The sequence below is a fragment of the Rhodoflexus caldus genome, from assembly GCF_021206925.1.
Taxonomy (GTDB): domain Bacteria; phylum Bacteroidota; class Bacteroidia; order Cytophagales; family Thermoflexibacteraceae; genus Rhodoflexus; species Rhodoflexus caldus.
On the sequence record NZ_JAJPRF010000008.1, the window covers coordinates 66,970 to 88,027 of the forward strand.

A 21,058-nucleotide genomic window follows, 5' to 3' on the forward strand; every position below is an offset into this window, starting at 1 on the left:
TTATCAGCCGCGTTTTTTAGAGCCTCTTACTTTGTCCTGATGCGGGTCGCGTTTCATTTTCCTGAAACCTTCTCCGATTTTCGGGTTTTTGCCGGTGTAGAACCACGACTTCAAAAACCAGTGATTTTTGCCAAAATATTCCGCGCCTTCGTGCATATGAATCATGCGAACATGACAAGATTCTAAACGGCACTTGCGAATTTTGCCTTTCTTTTTGCCTTCGCTTGCTTGTGCCTGTGCTTTTTTCCCGCCACCGAACATGCTGCAAGAAGGTGCCGCTGCCAACAAAACAAGCAACAGTAAAACTCTGAAAAAAACGGTTTGCCAATTCCTCATACCGTAATAACGCACAACGTCTTGTTTTCGTGCTATAATCGCAAAAAATTGTCCAAAATTTTAGCGCCTACTGCACCGCTTTTTTCGGTGTGGAACTGTACGGCATAGAAGTTATCCTTGTGCAGCGCTGCCGAAAAGTCCAAGCAATAATTGCTTTTGGCAATGGTATAAGGCGAAAGTTCGGCATAGTAGCTGTGCACGAAATAGACATAAGCGTCTTGTTCCGAGATGCCCGCAAACAACGGCGAATGCATGTCAAACAAATTGTTCCACCCGATTTGCGGCACTTTCACAGTTGCTTTTTGTTCTTCGGAAGGCTGAAAACGGCGTACTGCCACATCAAAAATGCCCATGCATTCCGTGTTATTTTCCTCTGAATAGCGGCAGAGCAGTTGCAGCCCTACGCAAATACCCAACACAGGTTGTTGCAGATTCTTAATGATGGTATCCAAGCCGCGTGCCCTGAGGTAGTTCATTGCAGTACTTGCCTCGCCCACACCCGGGAAAATAACTTTATCTGCCCGTTGCAGCACTTCCGCTTCATCGCTGACAATCGGTTCTATGCCCAAGCGGTTGAGCGCATAAATGACAGACTGTGTGTTTCCGGCATTGTACTTGACAATGGCAATGTTCATAGCTATTGTTTTTTTAAGTAAAACAGGCTGCGAATTTAAGGGCTGGGGCTTTAAAACAAATTCATCTGTTCGGCTTTTGCGGCAAATTGCGGGCGTTTTAATGTCAAACCAAGGCGTTTATTGAGGTTATCAATCAGATAATCAGCCAATTGTGGTGATAGCACGTTGTCGGGTTCGTGTACAAAAAAATAGACAGCCTCCATGCCTTTCTCCAACCAGTTTTGCAGGCGGCTTATCCATTCGTCAATGCGTGTGTAGTCGGTAGGGTGCAGGCTGTTGCCTACGAAGCGAATAACTGCCGTGCGCGTTGTCAGCCGTTGGTGCAATACATCGCGCCTACCTGCTACATCACAGATGACGGTACTTACGCCAAGTTCCTCCAATACTTTTGCGGCTTCGTCAAAGTGCCGTTTGCCCGAATTTCCCTTAAACCATGCAGGGTGGCGAAACTCCACTGAAAGCGGAACATCCGACGGAAATTTTTGCAGATACAGCGTCAGAACAGGCAAATGCTCAGGTGCGAAGTAGGGGGGAAGTTGCAGAAAACAAATACCCAGACGCTCGCCAAGCCCAACCACTTGTTCGCAGAACATAGCCGTAAGCGATTCGGCATTTTGCAGCATCAACTGATGGCTGATTTCCTGCGGGATTTTGGGACAAAAGCGAAACCCAGCGGGCGATTCGGCACTCCATCGGCGGATGGTGGCATCGTCAGGGATGCGATAATGCGTAGTATTGAGTTCTATGGTGTTAAATTGTCGGCTATAATGCCGCAAGTAGTCTTTTTCACGGGCATTGGTCGGATAAAGTGCTCCTACCCACTCTTTGCAAGCCCATACCGGACAACCGATATAAAACTGTGGCGTATTTTGGCGGCAGTCGGGCAAGGCAGCCCAGTCGGTAGAGTCAAGGGGCAGGGTGAAATCTACCCCCGAAATATCGTCTAATTTGCCGAAGTCCATCTCGCCTTACTTATGCAACAGCCAATTGATGGCATCTTGCTGATTGTCAAAATATTTAGTGATGAACATTGCATCTGCATCTTCCATGGTTTGCTCAATGGAAACTTGCGAGAAAAAATCTTTACTCACCATATAAGCAAATTTCTGAATACCGGCTTTTAACGAACGAGGGTGGATATTTTCCTGCACCCATTCTTGCGTCTCCGGAATGACCGTCATGGCAAATGCACTTGTATCAATGAATGAAAAATGCGGGTGGTACTGCTCGGCTATTTCAGCATATTTGGTCAGTTCTGCTTTAAAAATATCATCGGTCATTGTGACAGTTTCCGGAGACCATATTACCTTAATAAGTTGATTTTCAGGTACAACTTCCAATGTAACATAAGGACTTTGATAGACTTGCATAGGCGTAAGAGAGTTTAAAGGTGTCAGGTATCAATAATTTGCGCAGCGTACTTCACTGTTGTTCAAAATCCGATTGATGGAGTGAACCATGTACCATGAGTTCACCTTATTGGCATGATGCAGAGAGATAATGGTGCGGTTGCAATCCACAATGCGAATCAGCATAGGGGTTGCACCTTGCCAAAATCCTTTGTGGTAGATAATTTTTTCGCCAAAATTAGTTTCTGAGATGCGCCAGCCGTAGCCGTAGTTGAACTTTTCTTCGCCAAGCGTAATGCCGCGCTCAAAGGCTGCTTGCAGGGTTTTTTGGCTGATGAGTATATCTGTATAAAGGGCTCTGTCCCATTTGAACATGTCTTCTACGGTAGAAAACACCCCCTTGTCGCCTAAGATACCGTCGCGGTTTTCATTTTCGCGCAGCATTTTTGCATGTCGTTCCGGGCTGTACAAATAAGTAGCAGTCATCCCGATTTTATTGAAAATATTTTCCTGCATAAAATCGGTGAATGAGCGAGCAGTAACGCGCTCAATAATCAAAGGCAGCAGTGCGTAACCTGTGTTACAATAATGATGCTTCTTACCGGGTTGAAATTCGAGGGGAATATGATGCTTGCTAAGAATTTTAAGCAAGTCCTCATTGGTTAGGTAGTCTTTTTTGCGAAAATATTTTTCAAATACTTTCGGGCGGTTCAGGTAATCGGGCAAACCGGAGGTATGATTGAGCAAGTGCCGCACGGTAATGCCTCGGTAGGGGAGTTCGGGCAGATAGGTGCGGATGTCATCATCAAATTTTAAAGCACCTTGTTCAATAAGCATCAGCGTAGCAACTGCCGTGAAAGGCTTTGAAACAGAAGCCAGTTGCATTTCCGTATCAACGGTAAACGGTTTGCCGTTATCTACTTTGGAATAGCCGTAAGCCTTTTTAAAAACGATTCGGCCTTCATCTGCTACCAATATAACGCCATTGTATCTTCCCAAACGAGCAAGGCTATCCATCAACAAGTGGAGCATACTTACCTGATAATCTTTTTTGCATTGCGAAATCAGTGTAAGCCTTTCAGCAGGTGTATCTTCTGTTTTTTTTAACAAAGGGAACAGCGGCTGTGCCGCAATATTGGTGAACGCAATCAGCAAATAGTAGATAAACAGCTTCATTTCCTCGCCCGGTTTCTGTAAAAAACGTTAATAAAAAAGAAACATTGCCTTTGAGCAGTGCCTTGTTTCAATGAAAATGTGTTGTTTGGGAGTTTGGCGAATAATTTTCACCGTACTTTCCAAATGTAGCGAATGTGAGGAAAAATACAATGCCTATGCCTAAAAATTGGCATTAAAATAGATTATGGCAGGGCATACCTCTTAAATGTATCCATGAAATACCTTTTGGCTGTTTTTGTCTGTGTGGCATTGCACACAGCAGCAATTGCACAAAATACTCGCGCCGGCAACAGTTCGGCGGAAACCGGAAGCGCAGAAGTTTTTATGCGTGAGCGGCAAAGCGCACGCAAATTCGGTAGGCGATTCAAGGCTGCACCTACGCGCAATGCATTTGCCGAAGCCCGCATGAAAGAACGCCGGAAAATGGCTGAGGAAATGAAAAAACCTCAGTATGCCGACAAGATGTATTTTGGCCATAAGCGCCCGCCCAAAAAACGCCCTCTTCACAAGCGCAAATTCTGCAAAGAGTGCGGCATGGTGCACTGATTAAAACACAATCGGGCAGTCAATATGCTTGCTTCCACGCTTGCGGCGCTTGTCAAACGGTTCATAAATCAGTGAAATTTCGTGTGCTCCCCCTGAGCGGTTCAGCGTTGAAACAGTTATATCGTAGCTGTAACTGATAGTAAGGGAGTTTTTTAACCGTACGCCTATCAGCCCTGCAAAGGCATCCTGATTAATGCTGCCCCGTGCATTTTGGCTGATAGGCAAACCGCGATACCAGATACCGACAATCAACGGGTCGTAGTACAGATTAGCGCCCAAGTCTAACTGCCTGAATGAGCCTTGTTGCTGGAAAAGCAATGCCGGCGACAAGGCTATTTTGTCGTCGCTGCTCGGGTCTAAGTCTATCCTGTAACCTGCTTGTGCAGAAAAGCGCATGTTAAGTCGCTCTGTTCCGCTGAGCAGCCCCACGGCAGGACGTGTCAGATGATAAGCTGCCAGCCCCAGCCAGAAATTGGAGCGATGCAGCAAAGCCCCCGCCGAAAAATCGGGATAGATAATGGTTGGTTGGGCAAGCGTTTCGGCTGTTGCTCCTCCGCTTCGCAATTGGTCTTCAAACACAAAGTTGCCAAAGTCTGCCGTGCGTACGCCCAAACCACCCTGAATGCCCATTCGCAGTGCCATTCCGCCCCTCAGCCGTACCCTGTAAGCATACGAAAGATTGAGTTGAGTAGCACTCATGGCAAACGCACCGATGCGGTCTTGGGAAAGCATGATGCCAAGTCCGCTGTCGTAGTAGTCCCAGTTGTAGTCGGTAGAAATCTGATTGATTTGATACGCCCCCGGAATTTGCGGCCATTGGTTGCGGTAAATCGTATTCAGCCTGAAATGCGGCGTAGCACCCGTCAGTGCAGGGTTGAGGTACAACGGCGAAGCATAGAATTGTGTAAAATTGGCATCCTGCCCCCAAACAGCCTGTGCCCCAAGCAGCACAAACAAACACAGCCCGATAATATTTTTCATGCGGTAAATGTAGAGTAACTTACTAAAAAACACAGCTTGTTGCGTTGCAAAAAATCTGCCGATGTCTGTCTGACATTTCAGGCAAACGCATTATCTTTGACTAACATTAACAACCCTAAAAAACCATGCATACCTTAGAACAATTTACCGAAGACGTTCGGGAACTTGTAGCTAACAATCCGCATTTTAAAGGAACAGCAAAGTTTATACTGCCCGAAGGAAACGTTTATATTCATGCAGACCAAGAGCCGGCTTATGTGGACAACGACGATGCCGAAGCCGATTGCAGCATTAAACTCTCTTTGGATACAGCCTATAAGTTGATGTCCGGCGAGCTTAACAATTTTACGGCATTTACATTGGGTAAACTCAAAGTTTACGGAAGCATGGGCAAAGCTGCTGTTATCGGGCAGATTCTCAGTGATGTAGCCAAAGCTAAAAAATAGTCATGTTCAAAATTCCCACCCTTACCAGATTACCGCAACACAAGCGATTCAACTACGAGCCACGCCATTACGACCCCGAAATGGAGGAAATCAGGCAGCGAATTGCCGAAGCCAAAGCGCGTGTAAAAGCAGACAGAGAAGATGAAAATTATTCCAGCCAACATGCTCTGCGCGGTGCCATCAGGAGGCACTCGCGGCTAAAACGCAAGGGAGCCGATTTTTCGCAACTTATTTTCATTATTGGCTTTGCCTGCATTGCCTATGCCTATTTTACTTACGGCAGTATAGCGCTTTTGCTGTTTTTCGTGTTAGTGTTCGGTTACATCTGGTATAAAATACGCAGATGATTGATATTCAGGAGCTTACAGAAGCTATTCGGTCAGTCATAGGAGAGGCAAACCTGTTGCAGCAGGATACTGATGCTGCACATCCCTGTTTTACGATAGTACCTGAAAGTCTTTTGCCGCTGTGCGAATGGTTGCGAAAGGCATATTATTTTGACCATCTGAACTGCATCACGGCAGTGGATAACGGGGAAAAAGTAGGCACGATAGACCTTATCTATCATCTGACAGCGCTTACAAAAGGCTTAACCATTGTTCTCAAAATCAGCACAGCGCGCGGCAATCCACCGCAGGAAATGCCGCAAGCACCAAGCCTGACCCCTCTTTGGCGAACTGCCGACTGGCACGAGCGCGAAGCATACGACCTGTTTGGGGTGCAGTTTGCGGGGCATCCCGACCTGCGAAGAATTTTGCTGCCTGCCGACTGGCAAGGGTTCCCCCTGCGAAAAGATTACGTAGAGCAGGAATATTATCATGGAGTTAAAGTAAAATACTGATAGTCAAGTACTTATTGTGAGTGTTTCTTATCCGCTGCTGAGCAGGCACGATGCCGCCTCTGCCATGAACCGCTACGGCACAGAGCAGAGGCCTTTTCTGTTCATTATTGATTATCACATGCAGAAATGCCGTGTAATTCCGATAGAGGAGGTGGCAACCGATGAAATTTTATACCAAATCGGGCATCTGACGAATGTCCATCAGCTAATATCAGCACTACCGAATCTGCATTTTGATAAATATCCGCTCAGTTTTGATGAATATTTGCGCAAATTTCAGGCAGTCATGCAACAAATTGCTATTGGGAATACCTATTTGCTGAATCTTACCTGTGCTACTCCCATATGCTCCAACCTTTCGTTGAAAGAGATTTTTGCGGTCAGTCGCGCCAAATACAAGTTGTGGGTTAGTGAGGAGTTTGTTTGCTTTTCTCCTGAAACTTTCGTGCAAATTATTGATAATCAAATTATTTCTTGCCCAATGAAGGGCACGATTAATGCCGCAACGCCCAATGCGGAAGCACTGATTATCAGCGACTTAAAAGAAACCGCCGAACATCATACGATTGTTGATTTGATTCGCAACGACCTGAGCATGGTAGCCAAAAAAGTTCGCGTAGAGAAGTTTCGCTATGTAGACACTATTCATGCACACGATAAAACGCTGCTGCAAGTCAGTTCGCGTATCGTTGGCGATTTACCCAAGGACTACGAGGCCCATATTGGCGATTTGTTGTTCCGTCTTTTGCCGGCGGGGTCTATCAGCGGTGCGCCCAAAGCCAAGACAACCGAAATTATAGCAGCAACGGAAGGTTATGATCGCGGCTACTACACAGGCATTTTTGGTATATTTGATGGTAAAAATTTAGACAGTGCAGTAGCGATTCGCTTTATTGAGCAATCAGCCGACGGCTTGGTATTCAAAAGCGGCGGAGGTATCACCTCACACAGTACTGCCCGCGCGGAGTACAACGAGCTTATTGAGAAAATATATGTCCCTATTGCTTGAAACCATACGGGTAGCTGACAGAGCGTTCCAAAACTTATCCTATCACCAGCAGCGACTGGAAAGAAGCATACAGCAGCATTTTCCCCAAGTAGAGCCTATTTTATTGGCAGAAAAACTTGCTATACCCGATAGTTTGGATAACGGCGTTTACAAATGCAGGGTTTTATATGATGAAAAAATCAGGACGATAGAATTTTTGCCTTATACTGTTCGTTCCGTACAGTCGCTGGCATTGGTTTCTATACCCTCCGATGCAGATTATTCCTCCAAATGGGCAAATCGCTCATGGATTGAGCAGTTGAAACAGGGCACCGCTGCCGATGATATTTTGATGGTAAAAAATGACTTACTGACCGATACAAGCTATGCCAATATTGCTCTTTGGGATGGATACGAATGGTTTACCCCGCGCTTGCCACTATTGGAAGGCACTAAACGCGCTCAATTGTTGGCAGAAGGCATTTTGAAAACAGCAGATATAAGACCTTGCGAATTGCTTGATTTTCAGTATCTTAAACTGTTGAATGCCATGATAAATTTTGAAGAGTCTCCCACAGTAAGTGTTAGTAATATTCAATAACCCGTTATTTTTCTTTGGCGGCTCTGTCTTTGGGAGAATTGCCGTAAGGGCAGTGGCGGCAGATGCGTTTACAACAATAACCACGTTTGAGAAGATAAGTTTCTGTAAATACAATTAACCCGTTTTCTATATAGTAGTAAATATTTTCGCCCGAAGGTGTATTGTCGCTATTGGGTCGGTTCTTTTTCATCAAGTTGATTCTTTATTTGCGATACGGCTCGCTGTTTAATCTGCCGCGTACTTTCATTCAGTTGCGTATCTCCCCATTGCTGACGCGCGGAATCCCAACAAAGTAACGGGCAAGATATTTTTAGAGGTTTAGATGATTTTTTTCTAAATGAAAACTCCGGCAACATGTGCTTAAATTTGGCTGTAATAACTTGTTGTTAGTAAAAAATGTTTTGAAATAAGGCTGCAAATTTCGGCAAATTATTTTTCAACGGTTTTTCTGCGAAAAGGAGCTGCTATCCGGCGGAACATCTTCTTCTCAAATTCCCAGAAAAAACGAAATTGTCCGAAAATAAAACCATAAATCAGGAGTACTACCTGATACAATGGCAGTATAACAAATACAGAAGCAAGAATGCGTGCGGTAGTGGATGAATCATCGCCAATACCCAACAGCGGCAACAGCAGTTTTTTCAGATATAAAATGCTGAACCCTGTGCAGGCAAACACTGCCAAAATCACTGCAACATGCCATCCGCTTGTTACCCCCCATCGCTCCTTCAAGCGCTCAATCGGGTTCTTTTCTGCCATTGTTGATGTATCTTTCCCTCAAAATTACAACTTTATGGAAGAGTTCCTCTACATACTTGTAGGCATACTGGCAGGCGGGGCATTGGTCGGGTTGTGGATGCGCAACCTTGCAACAATGCAACAAGCTGATTATGAGAGACAAATCATTCAATTAAAAGCAGATAAACAATTAGCAGAAACGCGGTTGCAAGACAAAGAAAAAGAATGGCAACAGCTGCGCGAGCAATTGCAGGGACAGTTTCGTCAAATTGCCGGTGAGGTATTGGAAGAAAAAGGAAAGAAAATCGCCAATGCAAACCAAGAACAAGTAGCAATGCTATTGGCGCCCGTGCAACAACGCTTGCAGGATTTTCAGCGCAAAGTGGAAGAAGTTTATGATAAAGAGTCAAAACAGCGCTTTGCATTGGAAAAAGAAATTAGGCATTTGTATGAATTAAATCAGCAAATTACCAAAGAAGCACACAACCTGACGCAAGCACTGCGCGGGCAGGCTAAAATACGCGGCAACTGGGGCGAAATGATTCTGGAAAGTATTTTAGAGAAAAGCGGGCTGGAGCGTGACAGAGAATATCGCACACAACTTGCCGTGAGCAATGCCGAGGGCAAACGCCTGCAACCTGATGTGGTAATAGCATTGCCCGATGGCAAATATTTTATCATTGATGCCAAAGTTTCACTCAATGCCTATGAGCAGTATACTGCCGCCGAGTCGGAGGAGCAGCGCCAGCACCATCTGCGTGAACATTTGCAATCTGTCCGTCGGCATGTGCAGGATTTGAGCCAAAAAAATTATCACCAAGCAATCGGCGCGGGCAGCCCCGATTTTGTGTTGATGTTTATGCCTGTTGAGCCGGCCTTTTACTTGGCCGTACAACATGATGCGGAACTGTTTTTTTGGGCATTTGAGCGGCGAATTATTCCGGTAAGCGCTTCCACACTGATGGCAACTTTGCGAACCACGGCAACCCTTTGGCGATTGGACAAACAGAATAAAAATGCCGAGGAAATTGCACGCGAAGGCGGAGCCCTCTATGAGAAATTAACGGGCTTTGTAACCGATTTACAAAAAATTGGCCATGAGATAGAACAGGCAAAGAATGCCTATGAGCAAGCCTTTGCCAAATTGCGCACAGGCAAGGGCAATCTGCTTGCAAGAGCTGAGAAAATGCGCAAACTGGGTGCTAAAACATCAAAAGTATTACCCGGAGAACTGTTTGATAATGAGGAGGATACAATGTAAAAAGCACGCCAACCACAAAGTGATTGGCGTGCTTGTAAGTTTCACTAAACTAAAAATACCATTATATACAGCTTTAACAATTTGCATGCACTACATTTAAATTGTCAAAGTATGCACTTCAAAATTGGGCTTCATCATTTAAAAAAACTAATTTTTCGGAGTGCTAATAATCGGGTGTGTAATTTTTTAGCCAATATTGCCTTTTTTAATTTATGCGTGTGCTATTAATGTGTTGATTATTAAGTAATTAATATTCGTGAAAAAATACTATTGAAATCAACTCATGCAAGAAAAGTTTTTTACACTGCTGCAACTGAACAAAAGTATCCGCAATTTGGTGGCAGGCATCGGCCGCGAATTTTGGATTGTGGCAGAAATCGCGCACATACAAGTACAGGAACACGCCTACCTTGAACTGGTGCAGAAAGAGAACGAGCGGATTGTAGCCAAAGCGCGAGGCATCATTTGGGGAAATGTGTTGCAGCAACTGTTAGCCGAACAGCCCGAAACATTACCGATGATACTCAAAGCGGGAGCCAATATACGCTGCCGAGTTGTGGTTAATTTTCACGAAGTGCACGGGCTTGCCCTGCATATCAATGCGGTTGATGCTTTCTACACCTTGGGCGAAATGGAACAACAACGCCTCCGAACATTAGCCAAATTAGAACAGAGTGGTCTGTTATATTTACAGCAAAACTTATCATTACCCCCTGTATTGCAAAAAATTGCTGTGGTGTCGTCTGAAACAGCCGCAGGTTTTGGCGATTTTATGAATCAATTGGATGCTAATCCGTGGGGCTATCGCTTTGTCGTTACCCTGTTTCCGGCGAGTGTACAGGGCGAAAATGCCGTTCCGGGATTAGTTGAGCAAATCGGCAGAGTAGGCAAGCACTTTGATGTATTGGTGATTATTCGGGGGGGCGGTGCAAGGTTAGACTTAGAAGTTTTTAACTCGGAAGCTGTTGCAGCAGCCATTGCCCGTTGTCCGATTCCCGTTTTGACAGGTATAGGCCATCAGCGCGACAGTACTATTGCCGACCGAACGGCGTATTTATCGCTTAAAACACCTACGGCAGTTGCTGAGTTTATTTTGCAAAATAATTTACAATTTGAAAGCAAGATTTTTGATTTAATGCGAAAAATTGCCTTATACGGCTCAGGAAAAATCAATGAACAACACGCGTTGCTTAATGAATGGCGACTTGGTCTTATCAGAAAAACCCATGAAAAAATCAGTCGTGAACATATGCAGCAGCAGCGTCTGCAAATGGGCGTCAAATCTTTCACAAAGGAAAAAATGCGCTCTGCGCGACACCGGTTAGAAGTTTTTGAACAATTTTTTCGTTTTTCCAATCCAAAATACTTACTTGAAAAAGGATATTTCCTCATCAGACAGCATCACCACTATCTGAAAGCAAGTGATTTGCAGCCTGATATGCAGGTAGAGATAGAAGGTGATAGATTGATTGTTGAGGCAAAAATCGGTAATAAAATAAATTAACAACAAACTGTAATAATAATTAACCGTCAGTATGGCGCAAAAAATTTACGGATTAATTGTTGGTATCAATAAATACCCCACGATTAATCAACTCAGCGGGGCTGTTGCCGATGCTCAAGCCATGTATCGGTTTGTGATGGAAAAATACCGCGACCTGTCGCCCGATATCATGCTGCTGACTGATGAGCAGGCTACGCGCGCAAACATTATCAATGCCTTTCGCAACCACTTGGCTAAAGCCGGAGCAGGCGATACGGCATTTTTTCATTTCAGCGGGCATGGTTCGCGCGAGCAAGCCCCCGAGGAGTTTAGGATATTTTTTCCGGAGGGAAAAAATGAAACGCTGGTGTGTTACGACAGTCGCTATGCGGGTGGTTTTGACTTGGCAGACAAGGAGTTAGCCGTCTTGCTCCATGAGTTAGACAAAAAATCGCCGCATATTGTTGTTAGTTTAGATTGTTGCCATTCAGGCTCGGGAACGCGTAAATCCATTAGGCAGGTAGCAGCCCGACAAGCTGAGCGCGATGGCAATCTGCGTTCTTTGGATAGTTATCTGGATGGCTATTTCAGCGATATGCTGCATCGTGAAAATAAAATCAGCATACCGTCCTCGCGGCACATTTTACTTTCGGCTTGCCGCAATACCGAACTTGCGTGGGAACGCGTTGGTAATCAAGGAGTTTTTACTTCTACTTTGCTCGAAACGCTGGAAGTTGCGGGCACACAAATCAGTTATGCCGAATTATTTACCAAGGTTAGTCTAAAAATTCAGAAAGACACCAATCAACATCCTCAGTTTGAGGTTTATGGCGGAGCTAATGCCTATGATATGTTTATGCTTGGCTCACCAATGGAGGGCATGGTAAAACTGAAAGTATTTTACGACACCCGCAAAGGCGATTGTTGGAAAATCAACAATGGGGCGCTGCAAGGGATGCCCGTAGACCATGTACAGTCCATTAATTTGCAGATTTACAATGAGAAACGTCAAGTAGTTGCCAAGGCGGAGGTATCGGCCATTAACCAGAACGATTCAAAAATTATCCTAACAGAAGGCGAGGCAAACTTAGATAAGGTAGTTATCTATGAGGCTACTTTTACAAGTATCCCTGAACTAAAAATACCGATTTATTCGCCTGTTTTACCTGATAATTTTAACCGTGTTGTTCCTCTTGCATTGTTTAAACTCGTAAGCGAACAAGAGCAAGGTGCTTATTTTCTTGAAATTGTCAGCAGTGGCAACAAAGACCAATGCCGTATTGTACACCGTTTGTCCAATAAAATTATCACCGAAAGCAGTAATCCTGCCTATGTGCACGAGTGCCTGATTAAAATTGCCCGCTGGGAAACGCTGCGCCGCCTTCACAATCCTACAACCAAATTGAATCCGACCGACTTGGAGATTCAATTTGACCTGCTTGCGGGTGAATTTAGCGATGCAGGCACTCGCCTGACAGGTAATGAACTTTCCTTTAACATTCGCAAAGGGGCGGATGATAAAGATGAATTGTATTGGTACAAGTTATTTGCAGAGAACAAAACCCCACGCGATTTATACGTAGCCTTGCTTGCTATTTCGCCATTGTATGGCATTTATCATGTCAATTACAAAAAAATTCCGGCAGGTGAGCGAGCCATTATGAGTTTTGAAGACCGAAGTGATTTTTTGGCCTTCACACCGGAAGAAAAAGACGACAAAGAAAGCATTACCCTGCTTAAATTTATTGCAAGCACACAGGAAATTGATACTACGCCTCTGATTCAGAATGATTTCAGCGAAAATAAAAGCAGAAAACACGAGGCGGTGGCCAGCAAAAGTGCCGATGAGGAACTGCAAGACCGTTTTGGGCGTGCTCTGAAACGCGAAAATGCAGATAATCAGGAAGATGACTGGTTCACGCAAGACCTTACTTTGCGATTGGTTCGCGAGGAAAGTCAAATCAGTAGTCAAAAAGAAGTTGTTCTTTCCAACGGCTTGATTAAGATTAAACCCCATAAAAACTTGCAAGCAAGTATCAATTTCGGGCAGGTATACTCAGGCAGTCGCGATGCTGCGAACCGCGATACCATTTTTGCACAAACGGCGTGGGATAAAGGTTTGCCGCTGTTTAACCTGTTGGGCAAAAGCCGTGGCACACAACCTGCCGAGTTGCTGGAACTAAGTGATATTCAGGGCGATGTAAGTATGGAGCAGCCGCTGCAAATGGAAATCAGTGCGGGGCTTGGCACAAACGAGATATTGCTGCCTATCACGTTTGACGGCGAGGATTTACTCGTAGTGGGCAGCAGCCACACCGATGCCAACGGGCAAACACAGGTTGCCATTCATGAACTGCCCGAAGAACAGCAAAATGCCAAAAGCCGCAATGTCGGGCGGGCTATTAAGTTGTGCTTCTTCAAATTGGTACTCAATAAGGCTCCCGACGACTTGTTTTTATTGCGTTGGGTAGATTACAGCAAGGGCAAACCCGAAAGACACACCGACGGCTTAGCCGAAAAAGTAGCCAATGCTAAAAAAATTATCCTTGCTATTCACGGTATTATTGGTGATACAGAAAATATCATCACTTTTTTGCGCCCATTGGTTCAGCCGCATCAATCGAGCGGTTACGACCTTGTGCTTTCTTTTGATTATGAAAACCTGAATACGCCTATTGGGGAGATAGCTCAACATTTGAAAAAGCAACTGATGGATTTGGGTTTTGCGGAAAATGACGGCAAGGAACTGACTATTTTGGCACATTCAATGGGTGGGCTTGTATCGCGCTACCTGATTGAGCGGGAAAATGCCGGTAAGTGGATTGATAAACTCATCATGGCGGGAACGCCCAACGGAGGTTCTCCTTTCGGCAAAGTGCCGGGCTACTTGCAATTGGTGAAAACTATTTTGACCATTGGCTTGGGTTCAGCATTTTTTGCACCTTATTTGGCATGGGCTGGCGGATTGATAGTGGCGCTTGAACGAAGCAAAGACCTGACCGTTACCCTTGCGCAAATGAAGCCCGACAGTGACTTTATGCGTGAGTTGGCTGCTTCAGATGACCCGCACGTATCTTACTGTGCCATTGCGGGCGATATTACGCATTACGAGCAACAATCGGATAAGGTCGTTGCGCGCATCATGGAAAAAATGTTGCTCAAATTGGGCAATGTAATGAGCGGCAAAGAAGCCAATGATATTGCCGTTAAAACAGACGATATTTTGCGCATCAATATTCATCGTCAGCCTCCGCCTGTTTTTGAAAAAGTGCCTTGTCATCACCTCAACTATTTTGAGCACGAAGCAGGTGTGGCGGCATTGATGAAAGTGCTGTAAGATATGTATAACAACCGCATTGCATCATGCACGCTGCTTATGCCTGAGTGGTTTGCTTGGCGTGCTCATCAACTTCAAGCACGGTCAGGCGGTTTTTGACCAACGCAAACCAAATTAAAGACAGCAGCATTAACCCGATAAAAATCAGGCTGATGAGCGGGTTATAATAAACGATTGCCACGGCGCACAATACCGTGAGGATGAGGGCTGTCCAAGGCAGGTAAGGGTACATCGGCACGCGGAACGGCCGATGTAGATTCGGTTCTTTTATGCGGAGCACAAGCAGGCTCGCCATGCTGAACACATACATAACTACTGCACCCAGCACCGAAAGTGTAATAATTTGGTCTGTTTTTCCTGAAAAAATAGCGATAAATCCTACGCCGCCTCCGGCAATCAGTGCCCAATGAGGGGTTTGATGCTTGTTCAGGCGGGTAAGAAACTGCGGTAAAAACCCTTCGCGTGCCATGGCATAGATTTGTCGCGAATAGCTGATGGTATTGCAGTGAAAAGATGCAATGAGGCCGAAAAGTCCCAATCCTGTGAAAATTTTTGACCAAACATTGTTGTGCCCCAGAGCCATGGCAAGCGTTTCGGGGAGTGGGTGATCTATATTAATCAGTTGCCGCCAGTCGCCTACGCCGCCGCTGAGTACCATAATTCCTATGGCAAGCAGCACCAAAGTACCAATGCTGAGCAGATAGCCCCGAGCAATGGTTTTTTGCGGGTTTTTCACTTCTTCGGCAACCATTGCTACGCCTTCTATGGCAACAAAAAACCAAATGGCATAGGGCACGCCTGCAAATATGTGCCCCGCATTGAGCGGCTGCGGATTGTGTGCGGCAAACGAATGCCACTCAAAGTGCGGCACAATCAGCCCCATAAAAAGCAAAATTTCGCCAACGGAAAGCAGCGTAACTACCAATGAAAACTGCGCTCCTTCTTTAATCCCCAATAAATTTACGCCAATAAAAATGGCATAGGAGACGATAGCCGTTGGTACTACGGGAATTTCGGGGTGCAGAAAATGGGCATAGCTGCCCAAAGCGTAGGCAATTGCGGGTGGTGCAAGTAAAAAATCAACCAATGTGGCAAAACCTGCCAAGAAGCCGCCAAGTGGCCCGAATGCGCGTTTGGCATACGAAAAAGGGCCTCCTGCCTGCGGAATGGCCGAAGTAAGCTCGGTATAACTGAAAATGAAGCTGACATACATCAGCGTAACCAGCAGCGTTGCCAGCAGAAACCCGATGGTTCCAGAAGCTGCCCAGCCGTAATTCCACCCGAAATATTCTCCTGAAATGACCAGCCCGACGGCAATAGCCCACAATTGCACGGTATTAATCTCTTTGCGGAGCGCCCCGCCGGGTTCTTCTTTCATCTGCTGTTTACTTTGCGAGTAGTTAAAAATCTAAGCCCAATCGCTCGGCAAAAAATCTGCGATTAGTTGTTGAAATGGCGCAAAGTTACTCAAAAAACAGGTTTTTATTTCTTGAAATAAAAATCGCCAATCAGAGAAGAGGCTTCCCACGGCGTTTGTTCGCCCCCCGAAAGTTTGATTACGTTGATGCGTACTTGTTTGAATACGTCCTCAATTTTTAGCCCGGGCATTTGGATAAATTTGAGCAGTTGTTCGGTGTAAAGCCCGTTGTTGCCCGAGCCGTCGGAGGCTGTTGTACCCGGAGCGGTGGCATATGCAATAAATGAGCCGACAGGTGCACTGATGGCTGCCAAGCCGTTCCCGTTTACCGAGCGGCTCCACGAGCGCTCAAAGGGATTGTTGCGGCAGGCATCCAGCACTACAATATTGACTTTGTTGCGTGCTGTCTCCATTTTGGCAAGTACCCGACCGGCTTCCACACATTCGTATTCAACGTCTTTTTCCGAAGCAATGGCGGCAGTGCAAGGAACCAAATAGTTATTGCCGCGCACTTGCAGTCCGTGTCCGGCAAAGAAAAACAACCCGATATCGTAGTTGCTCAGGCGTGCCCCAAACTGGTCTATGGCGCGCTTCATGTCTTCCCGACCCAGATTTTCATACTTTATCACATCAAATCCGGCATTTTTCAGGGCAATTTCCATGGCTCTTGCGTCATTGATGGGGTTTTTGAGGACACCTGCGTTGGTGTAGTTGCTGTTGCCTATAATCAGTGCCAAACGGCGTTCTTTGGTCGTGCTGCCGCTTTGTGTGCCTGTGTTGGTGGCCGCAGGTTGGGTGTTGGTTTGCCCTGCGGATGCGTTGGTGCCCAAATATTGGTTGTTGCTCCAACGGCCGCTTTCTACTTTACCCGAAGCATAAGTATAAGTGCCTATTCCGTTGAACTTGCTGTCGGCAAATTCTCCGACATATTTATCACCATTGGCAAAGAAGAAAGAGCCTTGTCCGTGCAACTCGCCATTTTTAAATCGCCCTACGTATTTATGTCCTTCGGAGTAAACGTATGTACCGGTTCCGTTGATACAATCTCCTGATATACAGCCTGTTGTTTTTGCTTTTACTTCACCTTGAAAAACATTGTCCAACCAGTTGCCTTGCTGTACGCGCCCGTCGTTGTAGTAATACGTGCCATATCCGTTGTACTTTCCGTTGGCAAAAGAGCCCGTGTAGCGTTCGCCTTTGGCTGTGGTGTAAGTACCTTCGCCGTGTAACAGGCTTTTTCTGAAATAGCCTGTATAACGGCTGCCATCATCAAATACATAGGTGCCATAGCCGTTGGCACAATCTCCGTAAACGCAGCCGCTTGCCGTGCTGCCGCTCATGTCTTTGGTAAATTGATTGTTGCTCCAATAGCCGTCGTCTATCTTGCCGTCTTTGTAGAGAAATGTACCACGCCCCTGATACTTGTTGCCGCTGAACATACCGATGTACATTTCCCCGTCTGCAAACATGTACAGCCCCTTACCGTCCAGTTTTTCATACCTGAAATTGCCGATGTAGAGTGCGCCATCGTTATATATATAAACACCAAAGCCATCGGTGCAATTGCCGTAAACACAACCAACAGCATCGTTTGGCGTAGGAGTAACCAAGGTAATATCATTCCAGATACCCCGCTCAATATCACCGTTTTGGTATAAATAGATACCATATCCGTTGTAGCGACCATTGCGGAACTGCCCGAGATAGGTTTCTTTGTTGTTAAAAACAAAGATGCCGTAGCCGTTGAGTTCACCGCCTTTAAATTCTCCCAGATAAACATGCCCTTCTTTGTAGGCGTATTTGCCAAAACCATTCTGGCAGTCGCCAAATACGCAGTTTTGGGCTTTTGCAGCGAAGGCTGCAAAGGCAAGCAAAAGCAATAAAAAATAATGCAAGCGGTATTTGTTCATTTGTCTTTGAAAAATGGTCAATACAAAGTTTATGCAGGTTGTATTGTTAAACCTGACAGGTTTCTAAAACCTTTCAGGTTTAAATAGCTGTTTTTCAGTAATTTACAAAAATCGTTTTTCGCAAATCACTTGCAATTTTGTATAAGAGCGGATAGTGTAGCCGGCTAATTTAAAAATATTGTTCAATCGCCGCAAATATTACATGATAAAGCCGTTGTAAAATAAGATGAGCTACCCCGCGCACAGTCGGGATAGCTCATTGGTGATATTCGGATACCGTTTTTTTAGATATCAAATTTGATGCCTTGCGCCAGTGGCAGCGAAGAGGAGTAGTTGATGGTGTTTGTTTGACGGCGCATGTATGCTTTCCATGCATCCGAGCCCGATTCGCGGCCGCCGCCGGTTTCTTTCTCTCCGCCAAAAGCACCGCCGATTTCAGCCCCCGAAGTGCCGATATTGACGTTGGCAATGCCGCAATCTGAACCCCATGCGCTCAGGAATGTTTCTGCCTGACGCAAATGGTCGGTGAAAATGGCAGAAGAAAGCCCCTGCTTCACACCATTCTGAATATCAATGGCATTTTGCACATCGCCGGAGTATTTAATCAGGTACAAGATAGGCGCAAAGGTTTCTTCCTGTACCATTTCGTAATGATTTTGGGCTTCTACAATGGCAGGTGCTACATAGTTAGCGCCAATTTCAGGCAACACTTTGCCGCCAACTAACAGTTTTCCGCCTTCTGCCTGTACTTTTTCAAGCGCATGTAGGAAGTTGCGCACTGCATCGGCATCAATCAGCGGCCCTACGAGCGTGCCTGCCTCCAACGGATTGCCTATGGTCAGGTTTTGATACACACGCACCAGATGGTCGCGCACATCGTCATATACATCCTCATGCACAATCAGGCGGCGGGTAGTAGTGCAACGCTGGCCGCAAGTGCCCACTGCGCCAAAAGCTACGGCGCGGATGGCCAAATCCAAGTGCGCATGTTCCGTGATGATGATGGCGTTGTTGCCGCCCAGTTCCAAAATAGACTTGCCAAGGCGTGCCGCAACTGCCTGTGCCACTTTTTTACCCATTCGGGTAGAGCCTGTGGCAGAAATGAGCGGAATGCGGGTGTCGTGCGAGAGCAGCTCGCCAACTTCTGCACCGCCGATAATCAAATTGAAAATACCTTCGGGCAAGTTGTTGTCTCTCAAAACGTTGGATATAATGTGCTGGCAGGCAATGGCTGTCAGCGGGGTTTTTTCGGAAGGCTTCCAGATGCAGACATTGCCGCAAACTGCTGCAATCATAGCATTCCATGACCAAACCGCCACAGGGAAGTTGAAGGCAGAGATGATACCGACAATGCCCAGCGGATGCCATTGCTCATACATGCGATGCTCGGGGCGTTCCGAGTGCATGGTGAGGCCGTGCAACTGACGGGAAAGACCTACTGCAAAGTCGCAGATGTCAATCATTTCCTGTACTTCGCCCAAACCTTCCTGCAAAATTTTACCCATCTCGAGCGTTACTAACCTGCCCAGCGGTTCTTTGTACTCACGCAGTGCCATGCCTATTTGGCGCACAATCTCACCGCGTTTAGGTGCAGGAACTCGCTGCCATATTTTGAAGGCTTCGTGTGCTTTTTCTACAATCAGTTCATAGTCGCCCTTGTCTGCCATTTTGACAGATGCAATCAACCGTCCGTCTATAGGTGAAAAAATATCGCGGGTTGGTGCGCCGGGTCTGCCGCCCCAGTGTAAGCCGGTGCTGTAAGCAGGGTTCAAAGGCTTAACACCCAAAATTTCAAGCAACTCGGCTGTTTGTTGGTCGTGGATTGATGTGAGCGTCTCCATAACTTTTTATTGGAATGTCCGTAAAAATTAAGCAAAGGTAACACTGCTTTACGGCAGTTTTGCTACCGATTGTATAAAAACGATAACTTTGTCTTACATACTTTTTTCTGTCCTTTATGGAAGCCCTTGCCAACTCACTTGTACCTTATTACATCCAGCAGGATTTGCCCTTTGCAGTCAATGCACAAGTGGCAACATTGCCCGAGGATTTACAGAAAGAGTTTTTGAAGGAATATAACCGCCGTTCAAAGAACGTCATTATTCCTTATGTATTGCATTTTTTCTTTCCTGCGCACTACTTGTACTTAGACAAGGTGCTTATGCAAATTCTCTTCTGGTTTACGTTTGGCGGCTTGGGCATTTGGTGGCTGATTGATATTTTCCGCATTCCGGGGTTGGTAAAAAGGCGCAATGCCGAAATAGCCGACGAGGTACTGCGGCATGTGCTGATGGTGCATGGCAAACAGCAGGCGCAGCAATCTGCAGCAAGCCGTCCGGCAGGGATTGCAAACCCCTTACAGCCTCGCAATTTGGAAGCATACTTTGACCCCACCCGCATTACCCTTGAAAACCTCCGCACCGGCTATTTGCTGGATTACGGACTGAAAACGTGGCAGGTAGTCAATCAAATTCAGTTTGACTGGAACGACGGGATGTCGGAGAGAGAGTATAAAATGCTGTCAGGAAACGAACTGCTGTATCTCAATGTCAGAAGAGAGGCCGCTATGCTCGAGTGCCGCGTAGGTACGGCTATTAATTTGTATGCTATTGACAGTCAGTTAGATATGATGATTCAACGTGATGGCAACCCGCCCAATGTGCTCAACTATGCCGATTTTACGCTGTACAGAGAAAATAAATTAACGGGGCTGATGTTTAATCAGGCATACGGCAACAAACCTGTGAAGCTCATCGCATGGGATTACCTCGACCAAACCCGCACCTACCACCTGCGCATTGAGCGCGATGAACATCAAAAGTTCTTTGTTGTTTTCTCCAAACAAGTCAGCGATATTGAGTTTTCCGATATTCTGCCGGCAGGGGAGAGGTAGGCAGTTGAGCAGTTTTAATCGCATGCTGTAATAACCAATCAAGTTACTCAACGGACACGACGACATAGAAAGGCTGATGAAATAAGCAGTTGAGCAGATTCATGCGTTCTTTTTTACCGC

21 protein-coding genes are annotated in these 21,058 nt (G+C 45.9%); 10 read left to right on the forward strand and 11 right to left on the reverse strand.

Features of this window, described 5'->3' with window-relative positions:
* Positions 1-3: 3 nt before the first annotated feature.
* The 5 genes from NDK19_RS10460 to NDK19_RS10480 are packed head-to-tail and all read right to left on the reverse strand — an operon-like array spanning position 4 to position 3,496.
* The gene (locus NDK19_RS10460; protein ID WP_250631825.1) at positions 4-336 is read right to left on the reverse strand and encodes a hypothetical protein; all 333 of its coding nucleotides are present in this window, start codon (positions 334-336) and stop codon (positions 4-6) included.
* Between the two features lie 32 nt (positions 337-368).
* The gene (gene hisH / locus NDK19_RS10465) at positions 369-971 is read right to left on the reverse strand and encodes an imidazole glycerol phosphate synthase subunit HisH (RefSeq protein ID WP_250631826.1); all 603 of its coding nucleotides are present in this window, start codon (positions 969-971) and stop codon (positions 369-371) included.
* A 50-nt stretch (positions 972-1,021) separates the two neighbouring features.
* A complete protein-coding gene (locus NDK19_RS10470) occupies positions 1,022-1,933 on the reverse strand; it encodes a DUF72 domain-containing protein (protein ID WP_250631827.1) in 912 nt (303 codons plus the stop codon).
* A gap of 6 nt (positions 1,934-1,939) precedes the next feature.
* The gene (locus tag NDK19_RS10475) at positions 1,940-2,341 is read right to left on the reverse strand and encodes a hypothetical protein (protein ID WP_250631828.1); all 402 of its coding nucleotides are present in this window, start codon (positions 2,339-2,341) and stop codon (positions 1,940-1,942) included.
* A 30-nt stretch (positions 2,342-2,371) separates the two neighbouring features.
* Positions 2,372-3,496, reverse strand: a complete 1,125-nt coding sequence (locus NDK19_RS10480) for a serine hydrolase domain-containing protein (protein WP_250631829.1) — start codon at positions 3,494-3,496, stop codon at positions 2,372-2,374.
* A 213-nt stretch (positions 3,497-3,709) separates the two neighbouring features.
* Between NDK19_RS10480 and NDK19_RS10485 the strand changes: the two genes are divergently transcribed.
* Positions 3,710-4,042, forward strand: a complete 333-nt coding sequence (locus NDK19_RS10485; protein WP_250631830.1) for a hypothetical protein — start codon at positions 3,710-3,712, stop codon at positions 4,040-4,042.
* Here NDK19_RS10485 and NDK19_RS10490 read toward each other — a convergent pair whose 3' ends face one another.
* Positions 4,043-5,023 carry a PorP/SprF family type IX secretion system membrane protein gene (locus tag NDK19_RS10490; RefSeq protein ID WP_250631831.1) on the reverse strand — a complete coding sequence of 327 codons (981 nt, stop codon included), beginning with the start codon at positions 5,021-5,023 and terminating at the stop codon, positions 4,043-4,045.
* A 125-nt stretch (positions 5,024-5,148) separates the two neighbouring features.
* On the opposite strand from NDK19_RS10490, the gene NDK19_RS10495 reads away from it, so the two are divergent.
* Genes NDK19_RS10495 through NDK19_RS10515 form a run of 5 tightly spaced genes read left to right on the forward strand, consistent with a single transcriptional unit; the run spans position 5,149 to position 7,899 of the window.
* On the forward strand, positions 5,149-5,469 hold the full coding sequence (locus tag NDK19_RS10495) for an SCP2 sterol-binding domain-containing protein (RefSeq protein ID WP_250631832.1): 321 nt from the start codon (positions 5,149-5,151) through the stop codon (positions 5,467-5,469).
* A 2-nt stretch (positions 5,470-5,471) separates the two neighbouring features.
* A complete protein-coding gene (locus NDK19_RS10500) occupies positions 5,472-5,816 on the forward strand; it encodes a hypothetical protein (RefSeq protein WP_250631833.1) in 345 nt (114 codons plus the stop codon).
* Entirely contained in the window at positions 5,813-6,310 is a 498-nt protein-coding gene (locus tag NDK19_RS10505) for an NADH-quinone oxidoreductase subunit C (protein ID WP_250631834.1), read from the forward strand. Before NDK19_RS10500 ends, NDK19_RS10505 begins: the two co-directional genes overlap by 4 nt.
* 16 nt (positions 6,311-6,326) lie before the next feature.
* The gene (locus NDK19_RS10510; protein WP_250631835.1) at positions 6,327-7,319 is read left to right on the forward strand and encodes an aminodeoxychorismate synthase component I; all 993 of its coding nucleotides are present in this window, start codon (positions 6,327-6,329) and stop codon (positions 7,317-7,319) included.
* A complete protein-coding gene (locus NDK19_RS10515; protein WP_250631836.1) occupies positions 7,303-7,899 on the forward strand; it encodes an aminotransferase class IV in 597 nt (198 codons plus the stop codon). Before NDK19_RS10510 ends, NDK19_RS10515 begins: the two co-directional genes overlap by 17 nt.
* A 4-nt stretch (positions 7,900-7,903) precedes the next feature.
* Here NDK19_RS10515 and NDK19_RS10520 read toward each other — a convergent pair whose 3' ends face one another.
* Together NDK19_RS10520 and NDK19_RS10525 are read right to left on the reverse strand one after the other, a co-directional pair.
* On the reverse strand, positions 7,904-8,089 hold the full coding sequence (locus NDK19_RS10520; RefSeq protein WP_250631837.1) for a DUF5522 domain-containing protein: 186 nt from the start codon (positions 8,087-8,089) through the stop codon (positions 7,904-7,906).
* A 239-nt stretch (positions 8,090-8,328) separates the two neighbouring features.
* Entirely contained in the window at positions 8,329-8,658 is a 330-nt protein-coding gene (locus tag NDK19_RS10525; protein ID WP_250631838.1) for a DUF6787 family protein, read from the reverse strand.
* Positions 8,659-8,692: 34 nt separating this feature from the next.
* On the opposite strand from NDK19_RS10525, the gene NDK19_RS10530 reads away from it, so the two are divergent.
* The 3 genes from NDK19_RS10530 to NDK19_RS10540 all read left to right on the forward strand — a co-directional run bounded on the left by NDK19_RS10530 (position 8,693) and on the right by NDK19_RS10540 (position 14,718).
* A complete protein-coding gene (locus tag NDK19_RS10530; RefSeq protein WP_250631839.1) occupies positions 8,693-9,898 on the forward strand; it encodes a DNA recombination protein RmuC in 1,206 nt (401 codons plus the stop codon).
* A 283-nt stretch (positions 9,899-10,181) separates the two neighbouring features.
* A complete protein-coding gene (xseA, locus tag NDK19_RS10535) occupies positions 10,182-11,402 on the forward strand; it encodes an exodeoxyribonuclease VII large subunit (RefSeq protein WP_250631840.1) in 1,221 nt (406 codons plus the stop codon).
* A gap of 31 nt (positions 11,403-11,433) precedes the next feature.
* The gene (locus NDK19_RS10540) at positions 11,434-14,718 is read left to right on the forward strand and encodes a caspase family protein (RefSeq protein WP_250631841.1); all 3,285 of its coding nucleotides are present in this window, start codon (positions 11,434-11,436) and stop codon (positions 14,716-14,718) included.
* Between the two features lie 37 nt (positions 14,719-14,755).
* Here NDK19_RS10540 and eat read toward each other — a convergent pair whose 3' ends face one another.
* The 3 genes from eat to amaB form a co-directional block, all read right to left on the reverse strand.
* On the reverse strand, positions 14,756-16,096 hold the full coding sequence (gene eat / locus NDK19_RS10545; protein WP_250631842.1) for an ethanolamine permease: 1,341 nt from the start codon (positions 16,094-16,096) through the stop codon (positions 14,756-14,758).
* 104 nt (positions 16,097-16,200) lie between these two features.
* A complete protein-coding gene (locus NDK19_RS10550; RefSeq protein ID WP_250631843.1) occupies positions 16,201-18,045 on the reverse strand; it encodes a caspase family protein in 1,845 nt (614 codons plus the stop codon).
* 284 nt (positions 18,046-18,329) lie between these two features.
* On the reverse strand, positions 18,330-19,886 hold the full coding sequence (amaB, locus tag NDK19_RS10555; RefSeq protein ID WP_250631844.1) for an L-piperidine-6-carboxylate dehydrogenase: 1,557 nt from the start codon (positions 19,884-19,886) through the stop codon (positions 18,330-18,332).
* A gap of 116 nt (positions 19,887-20,002) precedes the next feature.
* Here amaB and NDK19_RS10560 point away from each other — a divergent pair, with 116 nt between their 5' ends.
* A complete protein-coding gene (locus tag NDK19_RS10560; protein ID WP_250631845.1) occupies positions 20,003-20,938 on the forward strand; it encodes a DUF4178 domain-containing protein in 936 nt (311 codons plus the stop codon).
* Positions 20,939-21,058 lie beyond the last annotated feature (120 nt).